Source organism: Cellulomonas xiejunii, assembly GCF_024508315.1.
GTDB classification, from domain to species: domain Bacteria; phylum Actinomycetota; class Actinomycetes; order Actinomycetales; family Cellulomonadaceae; genus Cellulomonas; species Cellulomonas xiejunii.
This window is the reverse complement of the sequence record NZ_CP101987.1, coordinates 1,666,448-1,686,775: the sequence shown is the minus strand read 5'-3', so window position 1 is coordinate 1,686,775 and position 20,328 is coordinate 1,666,448. Positions and strand designations below refer to the sequence as shown.

The following is a 20,328-nucleotide window of genomic DNA, read 5'->3' as shown; positions in this document are numbered from 1 at the left end:
TCACAGACCCCCGAGGATGCGGCCCACGATGATCTTGGTGATCATCGCCGCGGGGTAGACGAGCGCGTAGCCGAGCGCGACGCGCGCGTCGTACCCGGTGCGCGCGTTGGCGAACGCCAGGACGGCAGGCTGCGTCTGGGCGCCGCCCATGATGCCCGACAGCCGGGTCCCGCCGATCGCGAACACCCGCCGCATGACGAGGTACAGCCCGCCCGCGACGACCGCCGTGACGACCACGCCGAGCGCGAGGATGCGCAACCAGTCGCCCGACGTGAAGGCAGCACCGATCTGCGCGCCGGCCTTGGAGCCCGCCTGGGCGAGGAAGACCAGCAGACCGAGCTCGGCGATGGCCTGCGCCGCCGTGTACGGCATCCCGGTGACGACCGGACCGATGCGACCCAGGCGTCCGAGCACGAGTCCGACGAGGAGCGTGCCCGCGGCCGACCCGATCTTGAAGACGCTGTCGCCGACCGGGATCGCCGCCGTGCCCAGCAGGATCCCCAGTGCCATGCCGACGCCGAGCACGACCGGCATGATGTCGGACAGCCCGCGCGAGGAGTCGCCGAACCACGCCGAGACCTCGGCCATGCGCTCGCGGGGCGCGATGACACGGACGCGGTCCCCCAGCTGGAGCTGGAAGTCGTCGGTGGCGACCACGTCCACGTCGCCGCGGCGCACGCGGGAGATCGTGGCGCCGAAGCGGTGCAGCAGGTCCAGCTCGGCGATCGTGTGACCGGCGGCCCGTTCGTCCGAGACCGTGACGCGACGCACGTCGAGGTAGAGCCTGTCCGCCTCGAGACGGTGCGACGACGCGTGCCCGAGCTCGCGTGTGACGGCGTCGACCTCCTCCGACGGCCCCACGACGGTGACGAGGTCGTCGAGCAGCAGCATGTCGGCCGCGTCCGCCGTCCTGATCGGCGACTCCTCACCGCGACGCACCCGCGAGAACTTGATGCGGTCGCCGTGCTGGTCCTCGAGGTCCTGGATGCGGGGCCGGCCCGTCACCTCGACGCGCACGGTCCGGCTGACGAGCGTCGGCGGCGCGTCCGTGTCCTGCTCACGGTGGCGCAGCGCGGCGGACACGGCGACGAGCATCCCGACGACGCCGAACAGGTAGGTCACGGCGTACCCGATGGTGGGGCCGGTCGCGTCACCCGCCGCGTCCCGCGCGGCCGCGAGCGCGGGCGTGTTGGTGACCGCCCCCGCCCAGGCCCCGGCGACGACCGCACGGTCCAGCCCGAGCAGTCCACCGACCACCACGGCGACGCCACCGCTGGCCGCGAGCACGCCCGCCATGGCGAGGATCGGACCGAGGCTGCGACGCAGCGACGAGAAGAAGGTCGCGCCGGACACGAGGCCGACGCAGAACGTGAACAGCGCCAGGCCGAGCGTGCCCAGCGCCTCGGTGATCTCGAGGTCGACGCCGTAGGACGCCCCCCACGCGGACAGGCCGATCGCGAGGAACAGGACCGCGGCGGCACTGAGCCCGACACCGCGCACCTTGACGTGCCCGACGGCGGAGCCGACGCCGATGACGATGAAGAGCAGGAGGACAGGCTGCTGGGCGAGGAAGAGGAAGACCTCGGACATCACGGCTCCACGGGATGCTGCGGGCGCCGCAGGACGACGGCGTTGCCTCCACCATTGAAGACCTCCCGCCGTCCGGGTGCGTGGTCCCAAGGGCCCGGTCTCACCCACCCGCGCCGGCATCCACGGGAGCCCGGGATGTGAGCGACGGTGTCCGTCAGACGGTCGGGCGGCCGATCCCCGGCAACCCGAGGACGACAGGACCCGTGGGTGCACCCGTCGCGACGCCGGTCGTGCCGCAGCCGGGGCCCGCGTCGCCGTGAGCGTGCTCCTCGCGGCCCTCGGCACGCGCCTGCCACGCGTCCCCGGCCCGGGTGCGCCGCACGAGGAACGTCCCGCCGGGCGCCAGCGCGGAGTCCGCCACGAGGTGGTGGGGTGCGGACTGGGTGACCTCGACGGTCACGAGGTCGCCGGGCCGTGGCGCGTCAGCCGGTGAGAGACCCGCGGGCAGCGCGAGGTGGACGAGCCTGTTGTCCTCGGCGCGGCCCGAGACGCGGGCCGTCGCGCCGTCCTTGCGGCCCTCGCCCTGCGCGACGAGCACGTCGACCCGTCGGCCGACCTGGGCCGCGTTCTCCTCGCCCGAGATGCGCTCCTGCAGCGCGACGAGACGCTCGTACCGCTCCTGCACCACGTCCTTCGGCAGCTGGTCGGGCAGGTCGGCAGCGGGCGTACCGGGGCGCGGCGAGTACTGGAAGGTGAAGGCGGACGAGAACCGCGCGGCCTCGACCACGCGCAGCGTCTCGACGAAGTCCTCCTCCGTCTCGCCCGGGAACCCGACGATCACGTCCGTCGTGATCGCCGCGTGCGGGATCGCGGCACGGACGCGCTCGAGGATCCCGAGGAACCGGTCGGACCGGTAGGAGCGGCGCATCGCGCGCAGCACCCTGTCGGAGCCCGACTGCAGGGGCATGTGCAGCTGCGGCATGACCGTCGGCGTGGCCGCCATGGCGTCGATCACGTCGTCCGTGAAGGCAGCGGGGTGCGGCGAGGTGAAGCGGACCCGTTCGAGCCCCGGGACGGCTCCCACGGCGCGCAGCAGCTTGCCGAACGCGTGCCGGTCCCCGAACCCCACTCCGTAGGAGTTGACGTTCTGGCCCAGCAGGGTGACCTCGATGGCGCCCGTCGCGACGAGCGCCTCGACCTCGGTGAGGATCTCGCCCGGTCGCCGGTCACGCTCCTTGCCCCGCAGATGGGGGACGATGCAGAACGTGCACGTGTTGTTGCACCCGACGCTGATCGACACCCAGCCCGCGTACACCGACTCACGGCGGGTCGGGAGCGTGCTCGGAAAGACCTGCAGCGACTCGGCGATCTCGACCTCGGCCGCGGCATTGTGCCGGGACCTCTCGAGGAGGGCGGGCAGCACGTCGAGGTTGTGCGTGCCGAACACCACGTCGACCCACGGCGCACGCTCGACGATCCCCGCCCGGTCCTTCTGAGCCAGGCACCCGCCGACAGCGATCTGCATGCCGCCCGGACGCGACCTCTTGGTCCCTGCGAGGCGACCCAGGTTGCCGTACAGCTTGTCCGCCGCGTTCTCCCGGACCGCGCACGTGTTGATGACCAGGACGTCGACGTCCTCCGCGGCGGCGGCCGCCGCAGGAGCGGGCACGTAGCCGGCCTGCTCCAGCATGCCGGCCATGTGCTCGGAGTCGTGGACGTTCATCTGGCAGCCGAGCGTCTTGACGAGGTACGTGCGCGGGCTGCCGTCGGCGCGCACGGACCCGCCGTCGGGTCCGGTCAGGGTCTCGGGCGCGTCCGCGGGAGCGGGGGCAGGCAGGGTCGTGGACATCGTCCCCAGGGTACGACCCGGCACCCTGCGGGCCGCACGCCGCCCACGCGTCGGCGGCGACGGGCGATTACCCACGAACCGGCCGTTACTGGACCGTGACATGCAGTCATGGCGCAGGCAACGTCGCACCCGTAGGTTCGACCAATGGTCGACAGCATCACGCCGGAGCCGCCGCCCGCGGACGTCACGACACAACCCGCCGGCGAGCCACTGATCGTCCTGGAGCACGTCGACAAGCACTTCGGGGACCTGCACGTCCTGCGCGACGTCAACCTCACGGTCCACCGTGGCGAGGTCGTCGTCGTCATCGGCCCGTCGGGATCGGGCAAGTCGACGTTGTGCCGCACGATCAACCGGCTGGAGACGATCGACTCGGGCACGATCTCGGTCGACGGCAAGCCGCTGCCCGCCGAGGGGCGCGAGCTGGCCCGGTTGCGGGCGGACGTGGGCATGGTGTTCCAGTCGTTCAACCTCTTCGCGCACCGCACCGTGCTCGAGAACGTGACGCTCGGGCAGGTCAAGGCCAAGGGCGTGAAGCCCGCGGTCGCCAAGGCGACGGCCATGGAGCTCCTCGAGCGGGTCGGGGTCGCGGACCAGGCGGCCAAGCGACCGGCTCAGCTCTCCGGCGGGCAGCAGCAGCGCGTGGCCATCGCCCGCGCCCTGGCCATGAAGCCCAAGGCGATGCTCTTCGACGAGCCGACCTCGGCGCTCGACCCCGAGATGATCAACGAGGTCCTCGACGTCATGGTCGGCCTCGCGCACGACGGGATGACGATGGTCGTCGTGACGCACGAGATGGGGTTCGCGCGGCGCGCCGCGCGACGAGTCGTGTTCATGGACGCCGGTCAGGTCGTCGAGGAGGCCGATCCCGAGACGTTCTTCACGGCGCCGCGCAGCGGCCGTGCCAAGGACTTCCTGTCCAAGATCCTGACCCACTGACCAGCACCTCAGACGGACCGATGACGGACGAACGAAGGGATGCGCTCATGCGTGCACGACGACTGGCGATCGCCCTCACCGCGGTGGCAGCACTCACGCTCGGAGCCTGCTCCGGCGGCGCCGACGAGGCGGACGACACCGCAGACGCAGGTGCCACCGAGACGAGCGACGGCGGCGCCGAAGGAACCCTGCGCGTCGGCATCAAGTTCGACCAGCCCGGCCTGGGCTACCAGGACGGCAGCGACTACACGGGATTCGACGTCGCGGTCGCGAAGTACGTCGCCGAGAAGCTGGGGTACGGCGCGGACCAGATCGAGTGGGTCCAGGCGCCGTCCGCGCAGCGCGAGACGATGCTGCAGAACGCCCAGGTCGACATGATCTTCGCGACGTACTCGATCACGGACAAGCGCAAGGAGGTCGTCGGGTTCGCCGGACCGTACTTCGTCGCCGGGCAGGACCTGCTGGTCGCCGCGGACGACGACTCGATCTCCGGCCCCGAGGACCTCGAGGGCAAGAACCTGTGCTCGGTCACCGGCTCCACGTCGGCGCAGCGCATCAAGGACGAGTACGCGACCGGCACCAACCTGCTCGAGCAGCCCGGCTACGCCGAGTGCGTCACCGCCCTGGTGGCGGGCACCGTCGACGCGGTCACGACGGACGACATCATCCTCGCCGGTCTCGCGGCCATCCCCGCCAACGAGGGCAAGGTCAAGGTCGTCGGCAACCCCTTCTCCGAGGAGAACTACGGCGTCGGGCTGCCCAAGGACAGCGAGGTCTGCGAGGACGTGAACGCTGCCATCACCGAGATGATCGAGGACGGCTCCTGGCAGGAGGCCCTCGACGAGAACGTCGGGGCGTCCGGCTACGTCCCGAACGACGAGCTGAACCCGCCGACCGTCGTCGCGTGCGCCTGACCGCCACCTGACCGCCGCCCCCGGGGCCGGTCCCGCCCACGGCGGGACGGCCCCGGGGCGCACCCACCGCACCGCACCCTCGGGAGGCCCGGGTGGACGAGGGGTACCTCGAGAAGTTCCTGTCCCTGTTCGACGAGTACGACGTTCTCGCCGCCTTCTGGGTGAACATCCAGCTGTCCCTGTATGCCGCGGTCATCGCCCTGGTGATCGGCACGGTTCTGGCCGTCATGCGGATCTCGCCGGTCCCGAGCCTGCGCTGGGCGGGGGCCACGTACGTGACGCTGCTGCGGAACACACCGCTGACGATCATCATCGTGTTCTGCGTGCTCGGCCTGTGGGGACAGCTCGGGCTGACGCTCTCGAGCGACTTCCAGACGAACTTCTTCCGGCTGGCGGTGCTCGGCCTGGCCGTCTACCACGCCGCCTTCGTGTGCGAGGCGCTGCGGTCCGGCGTCAACACCGTCCCGGTGGGCCAGGCCGAGGCGGCCCGAGCCATCGGGCTGGGCTTCTGGTCGGCAGCGCGTCTCGTCATCCTCCCCCAGGCGTTCCGCGGTGCGGTCGCGCCGCTGGGCAACGTGCTGATCGCGCTCATCAAGAACTCCACCGTCGCCGCCGCCGGGTCGGTGGCCGAGACGTCAGGACTCATGCGGACGATGATCGAGTTCCGACCGGACGTCATCTTCGCGATCTTCCTGACCTTCGCGGTCGGTTACGTCATCATCGTCGTTCCCGTGGGCCTCGCGACGACCTCGCTGTCCCGACGCCTGGCGGTGGCCCGATGAGCGAGCTCGTCCTCTTCGACGTCCCCGGCCCGCGCACGCGGCGGCGGATGGCCGTGGTCAACGTGCTCGCCGTGCTCGCGGTGGCCGCGCTCGGCGCCTGGGCGCTCGTGCTCCTGGATCGCAAGGGCCAGCTCGCGGCAGACCTCTGGCAGCCGTTCCTGGCCAGCAGCACGTGGGTCGACTACCTCCTGCCGGGCCTGCGCGACACGCTGCGAGCGGCCGGTCTGGCGATCGTGGCGTCAGCGGTGTTCGGACTCGTCTTCGGGCTCGGGAGGCTGTCGGGCTCCCGAGTCGTGCGCTGGCTGTCGGGCACCGTCGTGGAGTTCTTCCGGGCCGTGCCCGTGCTCCTCATGATGATCTTCTTCTACCAGGGCATCTCCCAGCTCCGTGTCGTCGAGCCCCGGGACGTGCCGTTGCTCGCGGTGGTGCTGGCGCTGACGCTGTACAACGGGTCGGTGTTCGCCGAGCTCGTGCGGTCCGGGGTCCACAACCTGCCCCGCGGGCAGCGAGAGGCAGCACTGGCGGTGGGCCTGCGTCCGGCGCAGTCGCTGCGCCTCGTCGAGGTGCCGCAGGCGCTGATCGCGATGCTCCCGGCGCTCGCCTCACAGCTGGTCGTGATCCTCAAGGACACGGCCCTCGGGGCGATCATCACGTACCCGGAGCTGCTGGACGCCTCCCGACGCTTCGGGTCGGGGAACGGCAACATCCTGCAGTCCCTGCTTGTCGCCGCACTCGTGTTCATCGTCATCAACTACGCGCTGACGTCGTTCGCCCAGCGGCTCGCCTCGCAGGTGGGACGGCACACCGCGGGTGCCGCGAAGGCGGAGGCTCCTCCGCTCGTCGTGGCCGCCCGGGCGGACCGGTAGACCGGGCGGCCCGGTCGCCGCGCCTCAGCCCGCGGTCGCGCTCGCCCGCAGCTCCCGGACGACCGTCACGCGGATCTCCCCCGGGTACGTCAGGTCGGCCTCGATGTGCTTGGCGATCGACGACGCGAGCTGCGGCAGCGCACGGTCGTCGACCTCGTCGGGCTCGACGACGACGCGGACCTCGCGGCCGGCCGCCATCGCGAGCGCCCGCCGGACGCCGTCGTGCCGGGCGACGAGCGCCTCGAGCTCGCCCATGCGCTCGACGTACTGGTCGATCTCCTGACGTCGCGCACCGGGACGCGCCGCCGAGATCGCGTCGGCCGCCTGCACGATGACCGCCTCGACAGTCGTTGCCGGAACCTCGTCGTGGTGCGCAGCGATCGCGTTCACGACGGCGTCGGACTCACCCAGCCGACGTGCCAGGTCGGCACCGACCGCGGCGTGCGTCCCGGGCACCTCGCCGGTGAGCGCCTTGCCCACGTCGTGCAGGAACGCCCCGCGACGCGCGACCGCGACGTCCGCACCGATCTCGGCAGCGATGCCGGCCGCGATCTGCGCGCTCTCGACGAGGTGCTCGAGCACGTTCTGCCCGTAGGAGGACCGCAGCCGGAGCCGGCCGATCGTGCGGACGAGCTCGGCGTGCAGCCCGTCGATCCCTGCCCGCTCGGTGGCGTCGTGCCCTGCGGCGTCGTGGCGGTCCTCCGCCCCTGCCAGTGCCTCGGCGTAGGCGGCCTCGATGCGCTGCGGGTGGATGCGCCCGTCTGCCATGAGCGCCTCGAGGGCGACCTGGGCAACCTCTCGGCGCTCGGGGTCGAAGCAGGACAGCACCACCGTGTCAGGGGTCTCGTCCACCAGGACGTTGACTCCCGTGAGCGCCTCGAAGTGGCGGATGTTGCGCCCCTCCTTGCCGATGATGCGGCCCTTCATCTCGTCCGAGGACAGCGGCAGGATCGACACGACGGGCTGCGCGCTGGTGGCCACGGCCACGCGCTGCACAGCGGTCGCGACGATGCGCCGCGCCCGCGCCTCGGCGGTCCGCCGCGCCTGGGCCTCGGCTCGCCGCACCTGGGCGGCCGCTGCGGCGACCGCCTGGTCCGTGATGCGTCGGGTGAGCTCAGCCAGGGCCTCGTCGTGCGTCAGGCCGCTGACCGACTCCAGCTCGGCGCGCGCCTGGTCGCGCGCGTCGGCGAGCCGCTCGTTCGCGGCGCGTTCGGCGTCGGCCAGCGTCCGGGCCGCAGCGCGTTCGGCCTTGTCGAGCTCGCGGGAGGCTGCACGCCGCAGCTCGGCGAGGGTCTCCGCCTCGCTGCGGGTCCTCCGCTGGAGGTCGGCCAGCTCGGCGCGTTCGCTCGCGAGCTCGCGCTCACGGTCCGCGACCCGTCGCTCGCGCCTCTCGGCGTCGGCGAGCATCGCCCGCGCGTCGTCACGGATCCGCGCGACGTCCTCGGTGGCGCCGCGGCGGTGCTGGTCGGCCTCGCGGCGGGCGGTGAGCACCAGGATGAGTGCGACGAGGCACGCACCGAGCAGTCCCACGACGGTGGCGATCGGACCCGGTTCCACAGGACCTCCTGACGGGGACGCCCTGGGCGGACGCCACATCACCATTGTCACCGGTCGGCGGGGTGGAACGGCCTCGCCGCGCCCGGCCGACCGCCCGCCGACGTCGCAAGCCCCATCGATATGTCGCGCGCGGTCGCCGGCGATCGACCGGCGCCTGCTGCCCGATCTCCGAGATGCCGTTACAGCCCGGTCCCGCAGCGAGGCCTGACCTGCCGCCCGACCTCCGCCTGACCGTCAGGCCTCGAGCTCGCCCAGCGACTCGTCGTCGGCCCCCTCGGTGGCCAGCTCCTCACGGACGATGCGCGCGACGAGGCCGGCAGAGTAGCCCTTGCGGCCCAGCGCACCGTAGATGCGCCGGACCCGCACCGGCGTCTCGAGCCCGGCGGTGGTGCGCAGCCGGCGGCGGACCAGCTCACGCGCCGCTTGCTCCTCGTCCGCGTCGTCGACGTCCTCGAGTGCGACGGCTGCCGTCTCGTCGTCGATCCCCTTGCGTCGCAGCTCGACGCCCAGTGCTCGTCGCGACAGACCCCGCTCGGCATGCCGCGACCGGACGAACATCCGCGCGTACTCCTGGTCGTCGATGAGCCCGACCTCGGTGAACCGGTCGAGCACGCGCGTCGCGACGTCCGCGGGGACGTCGCGACGGGCGAGCGCGTCCGCCAGCTGCCCGCGCGACTGCGCTGCGGCCGCCAGGCGGCGCAGGACGATCGCCCGGGCCACCGACTCGGGATCGGGCTCGGCGTCATGCGCCGCGGAGCCACTGTCCGGCGGCTCCGCGGCCGACCGCCCGCGGCGACGTGCCGCGGGCCGGCCGGTACGGTCTGCCATGCCTGTCAGAAGTCGACCGCGACCGGGGCGTCGGCAGGTGCGTCGACCTTCGCGCCGATGCCGAGCTTCTCGAGGATCTTCTTGTCGAGCTCGTTCGCGAGGTCGGGGTTGTCCCGCAGGAACTTGCGGGCGTTCTCCTTGCCCTGGCCCAGCTGGTCCCCCTCGTACGTGAACCACGCACCCGACTTGCGGACGAAGCCGTGCTCCACGCCCATGTCGATGAGCGACCCCTCGCGGGAGATGCCCACGCCGTACAGGATGTCGAACTCGGCCTGCTTGAAGGGCGGGGCCATCTTGTTCTTCACGACCTTGACGCGCGTGCGGTTGCCGACCGCCTCGGTGCCCTCCTTGAGGGTCTCGATGCGGCGGATGTCCATGCGGATGGAGGCGTAGAACTTCAGCGCCTTGCCACCCGTCGTGGTCTCGGGACTGCCGAAGAACACGCCGATCTTCTCGCGCAGCTGGTTGATGAAGATCGCCGTGGTGCCCGACGCGTTGAGCGCGCCCGTGATCTTGCGCAGCGCCTGCGACATGAGCCGGGCCTGCAGACCGACGTGCGAGTCGCCCATCTCACCCTCGATCTCCGCCTTGGGCACGAGGGCCGCCACCGAGTCGATGACGATGACGTCGATCGCACCCGAGCGGATCAGCGTGTCCATGATCTCGAGCGCCTGCTCGCCGTTGTCCGGCTGCGACACGAGCAGGGCGTCGGTGTCGACCCCCAGCTTCTTGGCGTACTCGGGGTCGAGCGCGTGCTCGGCGTCGATGAACGCCGCGATGCCGCCGGCCTTCTGTGCGTTGGCGACGACGTGCAGCGCGAGGGTCGACTTGCCGGAGGACTCGGGCCCGTACAGCTCGACGACGCGGCCGCGCGGCAGCCCGCCGATGCCGAGCGCGACGTCGAGGGCGATGGAGCCGGTCGGGATCACCTCGACGGGGGCGCGACCCTCGTCGCCGAGACGCATGACCGACCCCTTGCCGAACTGGCGGTCGATCTGGCTGAGTGCGGCCTCGAGGGCCTTGGAGCGGTCCGGAGCAGCGGCCATGGGTCCACCTCGTCGTCTTGTGCAGCGTCGTGCTGCGCCTGCTGGGGCTGGTCTTGTCGCGGTGACGCTATGCCCGACCACCGACATCGCGACCGGACCTCGCACGGACCCGTGGACCGGCTCGTCGCCGGACGGGGCTGTGGTCGGTTCGACCCGTGTCACCGTGGACCACGGTACCCGAACACGTGTTCGATCACGCACCACGACACGCGCGTGTCGTCACTCGCCGTCCACCTCGCCGGTCGCCGCGACGACGACCGCCTCACCCGGGCGCAGCACGCACGGTCGCACCTCCGGCGCGAGGCGGTGCACGGCCGCCTCGAAGGCCGGGCCGCCCCGGTCCATCCACCCGGCCGGCAGGCGCCGCGACGCCGGCGCGTGCAGCGTCCCCCAGTGCACGGGCACCGCGACGCGCGCCCTGACCAGCGCGCACACGCGTGCGGCCTCCACCGGGTCCAGGTGCCCGCCGGAGAGCCGCGGACCCCACCCCCCGACCGGCACCAGCGCCAGGTCGACGGGCGCACCGGCGAGCTCCGGCACGCGGACGAGGCCGGGGAACGGGCCCGTGTCACCCGCGAACCACACGGTCAGGCCGCCCCCCTGCACGACGAACCCCGTCGCGGCATTGGGCCGGTGCGGCATCGGACGGTGACCGTGCTCCGCCGGCACCGTGCGCACCCGGGCCGTCCCGCCCGTCGCGCCGGTGACCGTGCGCCACTCCCCCGGCGCGACGCCCACGCCGCGCAGCCCGCGCTCGGTGAGCCAGTGCGCGCTCGACGGCGCGGCGAGCACGGGGACCGGGCCGAGCATCCGCAGCGACCCGAGCTCGGCGTGGTCGTGGTGCAGGTGCGACACGAGCGCCGCGTCCGCGCCACGCCAGTCCGATGTGCGCGGCGCCACCCCGCCGCGTCGACGCAGCAGGCCTGCGTGCCGCCGCAGCAGCGGATCGGTCACCAGCCGCACGCCACCGACGTCGAGCACGACCGTCGCGTGCCCGAGCCAGCACACCCGCACGCTCACACGTCCTCCCACACCTGCGCCGGGACCGCTGCCGGACGCACACCGCGCTCGACGAGCCACGCCACGAGCTGCGCGTGCACGGCGTCCGCCCCGACCAGCATCCGGCGCCCGTCGACCTCCTCGCACCGCGCGTCGTCGAGGACGAGGTCCGCGGGGTGCAGCAGGAACGCGAGGTTCTGCGCCCCACCCAGGCCACCGTGCGAGCCGACCTGCCCCTCGAACGCGTGCACGTCGTCCCGCGGGCCGACGGCGGAGACGAGCAGCAGGTCGCCCGTGTCGGCCAGCCGCGCCGCACGCCGCAGGTCGGCGCGTGCCCGCGCCGGGTACGGCCCGAGCGGGTCCTCCCCCTCCACGACGTCGCCGTCGGCCTCCAGGAGCCGCAAGCCGCGCGCCCCGACCGCGACGAGCCCGCGCGCACGGGAGTCCACGACCACGACGCCCACGGCGGGTCGCGCGGCGAGACCCGGCACGAGCCCGGGCCACCGCTCCTGGAGGTCCTCCAGGAGCATCCTGCCCGGCGCGTCGGGGAACCACACCAGCCCCAGGTTCCCCGAGCCCACGACCACGACGTCCGGCGCGTCGCCGGCCGCCGGGTGCGTTCGACCGTGCTCGCGGACCCGTGGGACGCCCTCCTCGCGGCGCGACCGTCCGCGCCGCCGGTCGGCGCCCGCGTCGGGGCCGAGCACGACACGGTCCCCGGGGCGGCCCAGGACACCGATCAGCAGCGCGTTGACCGGACCCCACTGCTCACCGTCCACGCTCTGCAGGCCGTCGGCGTCGGGGTCCGCCATGAGCGCCCGCACGGTGTCGAGCAGCGAGCGCCCCTCGACCTGCTCGAACGTGGCGCCGAGCGTCTGCCCGTGGTCCGAGAGCACGACGAGGTCGTAGGCCCGCGGTGCGACCCTCGCGACCTCCTCCAGGATGCGCAGCACCTGGTCGAGACCCTCGAGCGAGCGCAACGACTCGGGCCGCGTCGGCCCGGCGTGGTGCGCGACCTCGTCGTAGTCGACGAGGTCGACGAACACCGTCGGGTCGCCGCGCACGAGCGCGTCGGCCACGAGCGACGTGGCGAGGTCGCGCAGGAGCACGTTGGTCGCGGCGCGCAGGACGACGTACCACCCGCCCCGCGGCACCCGCGGGCGCACGTCGTGGACCGCCTGACGACGTGCCTGGTAGAGCTCCTTGACGACCTCGCCGACCGTGAGGACCACCGCACGGGCGAGCACGAACGGCCGCGCGAAGACGCGCAGGTAGCCCGCACCCGGGCCGAACCCGTGCCGGCGCCCACGGCTCATCACGAGGAACGCCGACGACGCGTCGCCGGAGAACATGGTGGCCACGGCCGTCCCGCCGCCGGACAGCAGGCCGCGCCCGTCGCTGAGCCGCTCCTCGACGAGCGCCGCGTCGTCCGGGTGGTTCGTCACCACGAGGCGACCCAGCTCGCGGTCCCACCACCGGAACGCGGGGATGCGGTCCGCCGCGCCGTGCAGGAGGCCCGCCTGCGCGGCCGGCGTCGTCGAGGGCACGCTCGACCACCAGGTGTCGACGCGGTGCGTCCCCTGCTCGACCCACCGCTGCATCGTCGGCACCAGGCCCGCGTCCACGGCCTGGTCGAGGACGGGTGCGCTCACGCCGTCGAGCTGGACCACGAGCAGACCGGGCGGACGCGCGGCCCCCGTCGCGGCGGCACCCCGGGTGCGGTGGCGCGCACGCCGGACGACGTCCGCCACCACGTACTCGTTGTCGCTGGAGCCCCAGACCCACCGGCCCACGGCCATCGCCACGGACGCGAGGAGGAGGACCCACACGACCGACCACCCGGACGTCAGCGTGACCCCCGGCACGACGCGCAGCGCGGCCCACGCCACGAGCACCTGCGCGGCGACGCCGGCGACCAACGCACCCCCGGCACCCGCGACCGTCGCGAGCAGCCGCAGGGGCGCGCGCAGCACGAGGTCCCCGAGCCCCACGGCGAGCGCCACGAGCAGCACCGCCCAGGGCGTCCTCAGGGTGACGCCGTCGACCAGCGCGATCGCGGCAGCCAGGCCCAGGGCGGTGACGACGAGCGAGACGAGGGCGTCGGAGACGTCGACCGCGCGCGGCAGCCAGCGCCTGCGGGCCGCCCGCTGCGCGCTGCGACGGCCACCGTCGGTGTCACCGGCACCGTCCGGCGCCGGGGCGACGCCGGTCACCGGCGTCAGCGCCCGGGCCTCGGCGGCGCCTGCCGGTGCTGGTCCGTCCCCCAGCGGGCGGTGTCGGGGATGCCGAGCGCGTCGCACAGCGCGTGCCACACGACCCGTGGCTCGACCCCGTCGGCCAGCGCTGCGGCGCCCGTGCGGTCGCCGAGGTCCCCGATCACGAGCTCCTCGAGCAGCAACCGGCCCTCGACAGGGCCGAGGACGTTGGCGACAAGGTCGGCAAGCTCGCGGTTCCTCACGGACCCAGCGTGCCACCGGGGGGGCACCGCGCGCGTGTCGGTCCCTGCCGACACAATGGCCCGGTGGTGCTCGACCGCTTCTCCGACCCGACCCGTACGTGGTTCACGGGGGCGTTCGACGCACCCACGGCGGCGCAGGTCGGCGCGTGGGAGGCAGTCTCCGGCGGCGACCACGCCCTGGTCGTCGCCCCCACCGGGTCGGGCAAGACGCTGGCCGCGTTCCTGTGGGCCCTCGACGGGCTGCTGACGGGCGAGGCACCGGCGGACCCCGCAGGACGGTGCCGCGTGGTCTACGTCTCTCCCCTGAAGGCGCTCGCCACGGACGTCGAGCGCAACCTGCGCTCCCCGCTCGTGGGCATCCGGCAGGCGGCGACCCGGCTCGGCTCGACGCTGCCGGAGGTGACGGTCGGCATCCGGACGGGCGACACACCACCCGCCGAGCGACGCGCGTTCGCGACGACGCCGCCCGACGTCCTGATCACGACACCGGAGTCGCTCTACCTGGTGCTGACGTCGGGCGCGCGGCGCGGCCTCGCGGGCGTCCGCACCGTGATCGTCGACGAGATCCACGCTGTCGCGGGCACGAAGCGCGGTGCACACCTCGCGGTGAGCCTGGAGCGTCTGGACGCGCTGCTCGAGGCCGAGGGCGGACCGGGCCCGGTGCAGCGCGTCGGCCTGTCCGCGACCGTGCGCCCCGTCGACGCGGTCGCGGCGTTCCTCGGCGGGGCACGTCCCCCGGCGGACGGCGGTCGACCGGTGGTCGTCGTGCAGCCGCCGTCGCAGAAGGTCATCGAGGTCCAGGTCGTCGTCCCCGTGCCGGACCTGGGCGACCTCGCCGCCGCCGCGCGGCCCGGCGCCGGCGGCACGACGCCCGGGGCGGTCAACCGCTACGGGGGCCCCGGCATCGACCCCGACCTGGCCGGCTTCGGTGCGCCGGACCCCGGCGCGGCGGTCCCTGTCCCGACGGACCCCGAGCGGCCCCGCGCGTCGATCTGGCCGCACGTCGAGGAGCGGGTGGTCGACCTCGTGGCGGCGCACCGCTCGACGCTGGTCTTCACGAACTCGCGGCGCGGAGCCGAGCGGCTCACGGCCCGCATCAACGAGGTCTGGGCGGAGCGGCAGGGTGCCCAGCCGCCCGATCCGGGCGAGGTCCGGGCCGCGGCCGTCCCCGGCCAGTCGGGGACGTCTGCGGGGGTCGACACGCGCGATGCCGCGACGATCGTCGCCCGAGCGCACCACGGGTCGATGAGTCGCGCCGAGCGGACGCGCACGGAGTCCGAGCTCAAGGCGGGCCGCCTGCCCGCGGTGGTGGCGACGAGCTCGCTCGAGCTCGGCATCGACATGGGCGCGCTCGACCTGGTCGTGCAGGTCGGGTCACCGCCGTCGGTCGCCAGCGGGCTCCAGCGCGTCGGCCGCGCAGGGCACCAGGTCGGCGCCGTGTCCCGCGGCGTCGTGTTCCCGACGTACCGCGGCGAGCTCGTGCCCGCGGCGGTGACGGCCCAGCGCATGCGCACGGGCGAGCTCGAGGCGCTGGCCGTCCCGTCGAACCCGCTGGACGTCCTCGCCCAGCAGGTGGTCGCGATGGTGGCGGTCGACGACTGGCCGGTCGAGGACCTCGCCCGGGTGGTCCGCCGTGCGGCGCCGTTCGCGGGCCTGGGCGACGCGACGCTGCGCGCCGTGCTCGACATGCTCGCGGGCCGGTACCCGTCGGAGGACTTCGCCGAGCTGCGGCCGCGCGTGGTGTGGGACCGCGTGTCCGACGTGGTCTCGGGCAGGCCCGGCGCCCTGCGGCTCGCCGTGACGAGCGGCGGCACCATCCCGGACCGCGGGCTCTTCGGGGTGTTCCTCGCGGGCGGTGGCGAGACGAGCGAGGTCGCCGCCGACTCCGAGCGCTCGGGCGGCCGGGTCCGGGGCGGCAAGCGGGTCGGAGAGCTCGACGAGGAGATGGTCTACGAGTCGCGCGTCGGCGACACGTTCACGTTGGGCTCGAGCACGTGGCGCATCGAGGACATCACGCCCGACCGCGTGCTGGTCACCCCTGCGCCCGGCGTCCCGGGCAGGCTGCCCTTCTGGAAGGGTGACGCGCCGGGACGCCCCGCCGAGCTGGGCCGCGCCGTGGGCGCCTGGGTCCGGGAGGTCGCGGCGCTGCCCCCCGCGGCGGCACGGACGCGGGTCGAGAGCGCCGGGCTGGATCCCTGGGCCGCCGACAACCTGCTCGCGTACCTGCAGGACCAGCAGGACGCGACAGGGCAGCTGCCGAGTGACGCCGTGGTCGTCGTCGAGCGCTTCCGCGACGAGCTGGGCGACTGGCGCATCGTGCTGCACTCGCCCTACGGGGCGCGGGTCCACGCACCGTGGGCGCTCGTGCTCGCCGCACGCCTGCGGGAGCGCTACGGCGTCGACGCCGCGGCCATGCACGCCGACGACGGCATCGTGCTGCGCCTGCCGGACGTCCTGGACGAGGCCGCGGACGAGGCATGGGGTGACGGTCCCGGTGCGGACGCCGGTCCGCGGCTCGCGCTCGAGGACCTCCTGATCGACCCGGAGGAGGTGCTGGCCTCGGTCCGCGACGAGCTCGGCGCGTCCGCGATGTTCGCGGCGCGGTTCCGCGAGGCGGCCGGCCGGGCGCTGCTGCTCCCCCGTCGCCGCCCCGACCGTCGTCAACCGTTGTGGCAGCAGCGGCAGCGCGCCGCCCAGCTGCTCGAGGTGGCCGCCCGCTTCCCCGACTTCCCGATCCTCCTGGAGGCCGTGCGCGAGTGCCTGCAGGACGACTTCGACACCGAGGCGCTCATCGGGCTCATGCGGGACGTCGGCAACGGCCGGGTGCGCGTGGTCGAGGTGACGACACCGCACCCCTCCCCCTTCGCACAGTCGCTGCTGTTCGGGTACACCGCCCAGTTCCTGTACGAAGGTGACGCGCCCCTCGCGGAGCGCCGCGCCGCTGCCCTCACGCTCGACCCGACCCTGCTGGCGGAGCTCCTCGGCACGGGGGGTGAGTCGCAGCTCGCCGATCTGCTGGACCCCGAGGCGGTCGAGCGCACGGAGGCCGAGCTGGCCGGCACGGCGCCCGACCGCCAGGCGGGATCGCTCGAGCAGGTCGCGGACGTGCTGCGGCGGCACGGCCCGCTCACGGCGGCGGAGGTCGCGGCGCGCACCCGACCCGAGGTGCGCGACGACGTCCCCGCATGGCTCGAGGAGCTGGCCGCCGCGCGTCGCGCGATCCGGGTGCGCCTGGCAGGTGTACCGGCAGACCGGACGGAGCAGTGGGCGGCCGTGGAGGACGCCGGACGGTTGCGGGACGCGCTCGGGGTCGCGCTGCCCGTCGGCGTCCCCGAGGTGTTCACCGAGGTGCTGCCCGACCCCCTCGCCGACCTCCTGCGTCGGCACGCGCGCACGCGCGGCCCGTTCCCGGCTGCGCAGGCGGCTGCCCGGTTCGGACTCGGGATCGCCGTGGTCACGGAGGTGTTGCGCCGCCTCGAGGCCTCTCGCGTGCTCGTGCAGGGACGTCTGCGTCCCGATGTGCTGGGAGGCACCGGCGACGAGTTCTGCGACGCCGACGTCCTGCGGCGGCTGCGCCAGCGGTCGCTCGCCGCCCTGCGCGCCCAGGTCGAGCCCGTCGACCCCCAGGCGCTGGGCGTCTTCCTGCCCCTGTGGCAGGGCGTGCAGGTCGTCGGCCGCCGTCCGGCCGGGCTGCGCGGCGTCGACGCCGTGGCACGGGCAGTGGAGCAGCTCGCCGGTTTCGCCGTGCCCGCCTCCGCGCTCGAGTCGCACGTCCTGCCGGCACGCGTCCCCGACTACGTCCCCGGGATGCTCGACGAGCTGACGTCCGCCGGCGAGGTGCTGTGGGCGGGCCACGCGCCGCTCGCCGGGCACGACGGTCTCGTCTCCCTGCACCCGGCGGCCGTCGCCGACCTCACGCTGGCGCCGGTGCCGGACCTCGACGACCCCGACGCCCCGGCGGCCGACCGTGTCCACCGCGCCGTCCTCGCTGCGCTCGAGGGCGGCGGTGCGTGGTTCCTCGGCGCGCTCGTCGACCGTGTCGCCACCGTGTGGCTCGACGAGGACGCGCCCCCCGACAACCAGGCCGTGCTCGCCGCGCTGTGGGACCTGGTGTGGGCGGGCCGGGTGACCAACGACGGGCTGGGCCCGCTGCGTGCGTGGCTCGCGGGCGGCCCCACGGCGCACCGCACCCGCAGCGCGCCGGCACGGGGTCGGCCGATGCGGCCACGGCTCGGGCTGCGCGCGGGCGGGCGGCTCGGGCTGCCGGCGTCCGCGCGCGACAGCGGCCTCGCGCGCGCGACCGGCACGGCGTCCGGGCCGGGCGCCGGGCGGTGGTCACTGCTGCCGGCGCGCGAGCCGGACGTGACCGTCCGTGCGCACGCGCTCGCCGCACAGCTCCTCGACCGGCACGGGGTACTGACGCGGGCCGTGGCCCCTGCCGAGGGCATCGGTGGCCGGTTCGCGGGCGTCTACAAGGTCCTCGCTGCTCTCGAGCAGTCGGGGCAGGTGCGCCGCGGCTACTTCGTCGAGCGGCTCGGCGGGTCCCAGTTCGCGCTGCCGGGGGCAGTGGACCGCCTGCGGGCGGACGCGGAGGTCGTGGAGCGAGCCCGCGAGCGGGCTGCGGACCGACGTGACGCGGCACCGGCCGGCCCCCACCTGCCGTGGCAGGACGTGCCGCCGCCCGCGTGGGGTGCGCCGTCCGGGCCGGCCACGTGGTCGGGGCAGACGCTCGTCAGGTCGTCCGCGCAGGACGACCCCTGGGTCGTCGTGCTCGCCGCGACCGACCCCGCCAACCCCTACGGGGCGGCGCTCGCGTGGCCCGACCCTCCCGCGGGGCGTGACGGGGCCCGCCACCGTCCCGGCCGCAAGGCGGGCGCCTTGGTCACGCTCGTCGACGGTGCGCTCGCGATGTACCTCGAGCGCGGCGGGCGGACGCTGCTGACGTTCAGCGACGACCCGGCCGTCCTCGCCGCTGCCGCTGCCGCGCTCGCGAGCACCACGCGGGCCCGCCACGTGGGGCGGCTGACGGTCGAGCGCATCGACGGCGCACAGGTGCTGTCGTCCGAGGTGCTCGGGTCCCCCGCCGCCACCGCGCTCACCGCGGCCGGCTTCCTGACCACGCCCCGCGGCCTGCGCCTGCAGGCGTCATGACCCGGCAACGCGATGCCCGAGGGTGACGTGCTGCGCCGCACGGCCGCGCACCTGGACCGTGCGCTCGCCGGACGCCGCCTCGTGCGCGCCGACCTGCGGTGGCCGACCGCAGCGACCGTCGACCTCACCGGCAGGACGGTGCTCGGGACACGTCCCTACGGCAAGCACCTGCTGACCCGCTTCGACGACGGGCGCACGCTCCACACGCACCTGCGGATGGACGGCACGTGGCGGCTCGTCCCCACGACCGGGCAGCGTGCGGCGGCACGGTCCCCCCAGGTCCGCGCGGTGCTCGGCGACGAGCGGTGGACGGCTCTCGGGTACCAGCTCGGCATGCTCGACGTGGTCCGCACGAACGCCGAGCGCACGCTGCTGGGGCACCTCGGACCGGACGTGCTCGACGGTGACTTCGACTCGACGCCCGGTGTCCCGTGGGCAGGGCCGCCCGTGCTGGACCTGCCGACGCCGGGCATCGACGAAGCGCTGCGGCGCTGGGCGGCCGAGGGATCGCGGCCGGTCGCGGAGGTGCTCCTCGATCAGCGCGTCGTGGTCGGGATCGGGACCATCTTCATGGCGGAGTCGCTCTTCGCCCGCGGATGGTGGCCGTGGGCGCGCGCCGACGACGTCGTCGACGCCGACGAGGTCCTGCGCTCGGCGCGTGCGCTGCTCCGCGCGTCGGTCGCGACGGGCAGGCCGTCACCGGCCGTGTACGGACGCGAGGGACGCACGTGCCCGCGCTGCGGCGCGCGGGTGGCACGCGGCGACGTCGGGACGCCGCCGACGCAGCGGCAGGCCTACTGGTGCCCCGGCTGCCAGGTGCGCGGCCGGCACTGAGACCGCCGCTGCACGTGGGCGCCGGGCGCTCAGCCCACGCTCGGCTCAGCCGACCGGAGCGAGCTCCGACCGGGGCATCGCCCATCCGGCGTCGCCACCGATCGCGCGGTCGATGCCGAGTCCGGCTGCGACGGTGAGGTCCGCCGGGACGGTGTCCGGGATCAGCAGACCCTCGGCCACGGCGACGCGGTCGCTGACCTCGCGCAGCACGAGCGACAGCGGGACGTCGAGCGCGTCGCAGATGCTGCTCAGCAGCTCCGACGACGCCTCCTTCTGCCCGCGCTCGACCTCGCTGAGGTAGCCCAACGACACGCGGGCCGCCGAGGAGACCTCTCGAAGGGTCCGCCCCTGGCGCTGGCGCGCGTCTCGCAGGACGTCGCCGATCTCTCGTCGTAGAACGACCATCCGGGCTCCTCCCCTCACGTCGTGTCCTCGGTCACCTGATGGGCCCGCTCCACGCGGGACCAGTGCACCTGCTGCTCCCGGCCGTACGGCCGGGAGACGTCCACCGTACCTCGCACCGCCCACGCGTGCTCCTGTCCCGCGCACCGGCGGTCGGGTCGTCGTCACACAGT

Annotated in this window: 15 protein-coding genes; 6 read left to right on the top strand and 9 right to left on the bottom strand. The window is 74.2% G+C overall.

Features of this window, described 5'->3' with window-relative positions; translation table 11 throughout:
- Both NP048_RS07720 and miaB read right to left on the bottom strand, forming a co-directional pair.
- Positions 1 to 1,590, bottom strand: coding sequence for an aspartate:alanine exchanger family transporter (locus NP048_RS07720; protein ID WP_227577618.1), 1,590 nt, complete (start codon positions 1,588 to 1,590; stop codon positions 1 to 3).
- A 154-nt stretch (positions 1,591 to 1,744) separates the two neighbouring features.
- A complete protein-coding gene (gene miaB, locus NP048_RS07715; RefSeq protein WP_227577617.1) occupies positions 1,745 to 3,379 on the bottom strand; it encodes a tRNA (N6-isopentenyl adenosine(37)-C2)-methylthiotransferase MiaB in 1,635 nt (544 codons plus the stop codon).
- Positions 3,380 to 3,523: 144 nt separating this feature from the next.
- Here miaB and NP048_RS07710 point away from each other — a divergent pair, with 144 nt between their 5' ends.
- The 4 genes from NP048_RS07710 (at position 3,524) to NP048_RS07695 (ending at position 6,880) form a co-directional block, all read left to right on the top strand.
- Complete coding sequence (locus NP048_RS07710; RefSeq protein WP_284439728.1) at positions 3,524 to 4,318, top strand: amino acid ABC transporter ATP-binding protein; 795 nt, start codon at positions 3,524 to 3,526, stop codon at positions 4,316 to 4,318.
- Positions 4,319 to 4,365: 47 nt separating this feature from the next.
- Positions 4,366 to 5,232, top strand: a complete 867-nt coding sequence (locus NP048_RS07705) for a glutamate ABC transporter substrate-binding protein (protein ID WP_227577616.1) — start codon at positions 4,366 to 4,368, stop codon at positions 5,230 to 5,232.
- A gap of 92 nt (positions 5,233 to 5,324) precedes the next feature.
- Positions 5,325 to 6,014, top strand: a complete 690-nt coding sequence (locus tag NP048_RS07700) for an amino acid ABC transporter permease (protein ID WP_227577615.1) — start codon at positions 5,325 to 5,327, stop codon at positions 6,012 to 6,014.
- The gene (locus NP048_RS07695; RefSeq protein WP_227577614.1) at positions 6,011 to 6,880 is read left to right on the top strand and encodes an amino acid ABC transporter permease; all 870 of its coding nucleotides are present in this window, start codon (positions 6,011 to 6,013) and stop codon (positions 6,878 to 6,880) included. Before NP048_RS07700 ends, NP048_RS07695 begins: the two co-directional genes overlap by 4 nt.
- Positions 6,881 to 6,904: 24 nt before the next feature.
- Here NP048_RS07695 and rny read toward each other — a convergent pair whose 3' ends face one another.
- The 6 genes from rny to NP048_RS07665 all read right to left on the bottom strand — a co-directional run bounded on the left by rny (position 6,905) and on the right by NP048_RS07665 (position 13,768).
- Positions 6,905 to 8,437, bottom strand: a complete 1,533-nt coding sequence (rny, locus tag NP048_RS07690) for a ribonuclease Y (protein ID WP_227577613.1) — start codon at positions 8,435 to 8,437, stop codon at positions 6,905 to 6,907.
- 234 nt (positions 8,438 to 8,671) lie between these two features.
- Complete coding sequence (locus tag NP048_RS07685; protein WP_227577612.1) at positions 8,672 to 9,265, bottom strand: regulatory protein RecX; 594 nt, start codon at positions 9,263 to 9,265, stop codon at positions 8,672 to 8,674.
- Positions 9,266 to 9,270: 5 nt separating this feature from the next.
- Entirely contained in the window at positions 9,271 to 10,311 is a 1,041-nt protein-coding gene (gene recA, locus NP048_RS07680; protein WP_227577611.1) for a recombinase RecA, read from the bottom strand.
- A 219-nt stretch (positions 10,312 to 10,530) separates the two neighbouring features.
- On the bottom strand, positions 10,531 to 11,331 hold the full coding sequence (locus NP048_RS07675; protein ID WP_227577610.1) for an MBL fold metallo-hydrolase: 801 nt from the start codon (positions 11,329 to 11,331) through the stop codon (positions 10,531 to 10,533).
- Positions 11,328 to 13,523: an alkaline phosphatase family protein gene (locus NP048_RS07670; RefSeq protein WP_227577609.1), complete on the bottom strand. Its 2,196-nt coding sequence runs from the start codon at positions 13,521 to 13,523 to the stop codon at positions 11,328 to 11,330. The genes NP048_RS07675 and NP048_RS07670 overlap by 4 nt, the downstream gene beginning before the upstream one ends.
- Positions 13,524 to 13,528: 5 nt before the next feature.
- The gene (locus tag NP048_RS07665) at positions 13,529 to 13,768 is read right to left on the bottom strand and encodes a DUF3046 domain-containing protein (RefSeq protein ID WP_227577608.1); all 240 of its coding nucleotides are present in this window, start codon (positions 13,766 to 13,768) and stop codon (positions 13,529 to 13,531) included.
- Positions 13,769 to 13,831: 63 nt separating this feature from the next.
- Here NP048_RS07665 and NP048_RS07660 point away from each other — a divergent pair, with 63 nt between their 5' ends.
- A complete protein-coding gene (locus tag NP048_RS07660) occupies positions 13,832 to 18,919 on the top strand; it encodes an Lhr family ATP-dependent helicase (RefSeq protein ID WP_227577607.1) in 5,088 nt (1,695 codons plus the stop codon).
- Positions 18,920 to 18,931: 12 nt separating this feature from the next.
- The gene (locus NP048_RS07655; protein ID WP_227577606.1) at positions 18,932 to 19,753 is read left to right on the top strand and encodes a DNA-formamidopyrimidine glycosylase family protein; all 822 of its coding nucleotides are present in this window, start codon (positions 18,932 to 18,934) and stop codon (positions 19,751 to 19,753) included.
- Between the two features lie 45 nt (positions 19,754 to 19,798).
- On the opposite strand, the gene NP048_RS07650 is transcribed toward NP048_RS07655, so the two are convergent.
- A complete protein-coding gene (locus NP048_RS07650) occupies positions 19,799 to 20,158 on the bottom strand; it encodes a helix-turn-helix domain-containing protein (protein WP_227577605.1) in 360 nt (119 codons plus the stop codon).
- Positions 20,159 to 20,328 lie beyond the last annotated feature (170 nt).

Coding starts and splice junctions, on each gene's coding strand:
- NP048_RS07720 (WP_227577618.1), bottom strand. CDS start 1,590: ATGTCCGAGGTCTTCCTCTTCCTCGCCCAGCAGCCTGTCCTCCTGCTC.
- miaB (WP_227577617.1), bottom strand. CDS start 3,379: ATGTCCACGACCCTGCCTGCCCCCGCTCCCGCGGACGCGCCCGAGACC.
- NP048_RS07710 (WP_284439728.1), top strand. CDS start 3,524: ATGGTCGACAGCATCACGCCGGAGCCGCCGCCCGCGGACGTCACGACA.
- NP048_RS07705 (WP_227577616.1), top strand. CDS start 4,366: ATGCGTGCACGACGACTGGCGATCGCCCTCACCGCGGTGGCAGCACTC.
- NP048_RS07695 (WP_227577614.1), top strand. CDS start 6,011: ATGAGCGAGCTCGTCCTCTTCGACGTCCCCGGCCCGCGCACGCGGCGG.
- NP048_RS07685 (WP_227577612.1), bottom strand. CDS start 9,265: ATGGCAGACCGTACCGGCCGGCCCGCGGCACGTCGCCGCGGGCGGTCG.
- recA (WP_227577611.1), bottom strand. CDS start 10,311: ATGGCCGCTGCTCCGGACCGCTCCAAGGCCCTCGAGGCCGCACTCAGC.
- NP048_RS07655 (WP_227577606.1), top strand. CDS start 18,932: ATGCCCGAGGGTGACGTGCTGCGCCGCACGGCCGCGCACCTGGACCGT.
- NP048_RS07650 (WP_227577605.1), bottom strand. CDS start 20,158: ATGGTCGTTCTACGACGAGAGATCGGCGACGTCCTGCGAGACGCGCGC.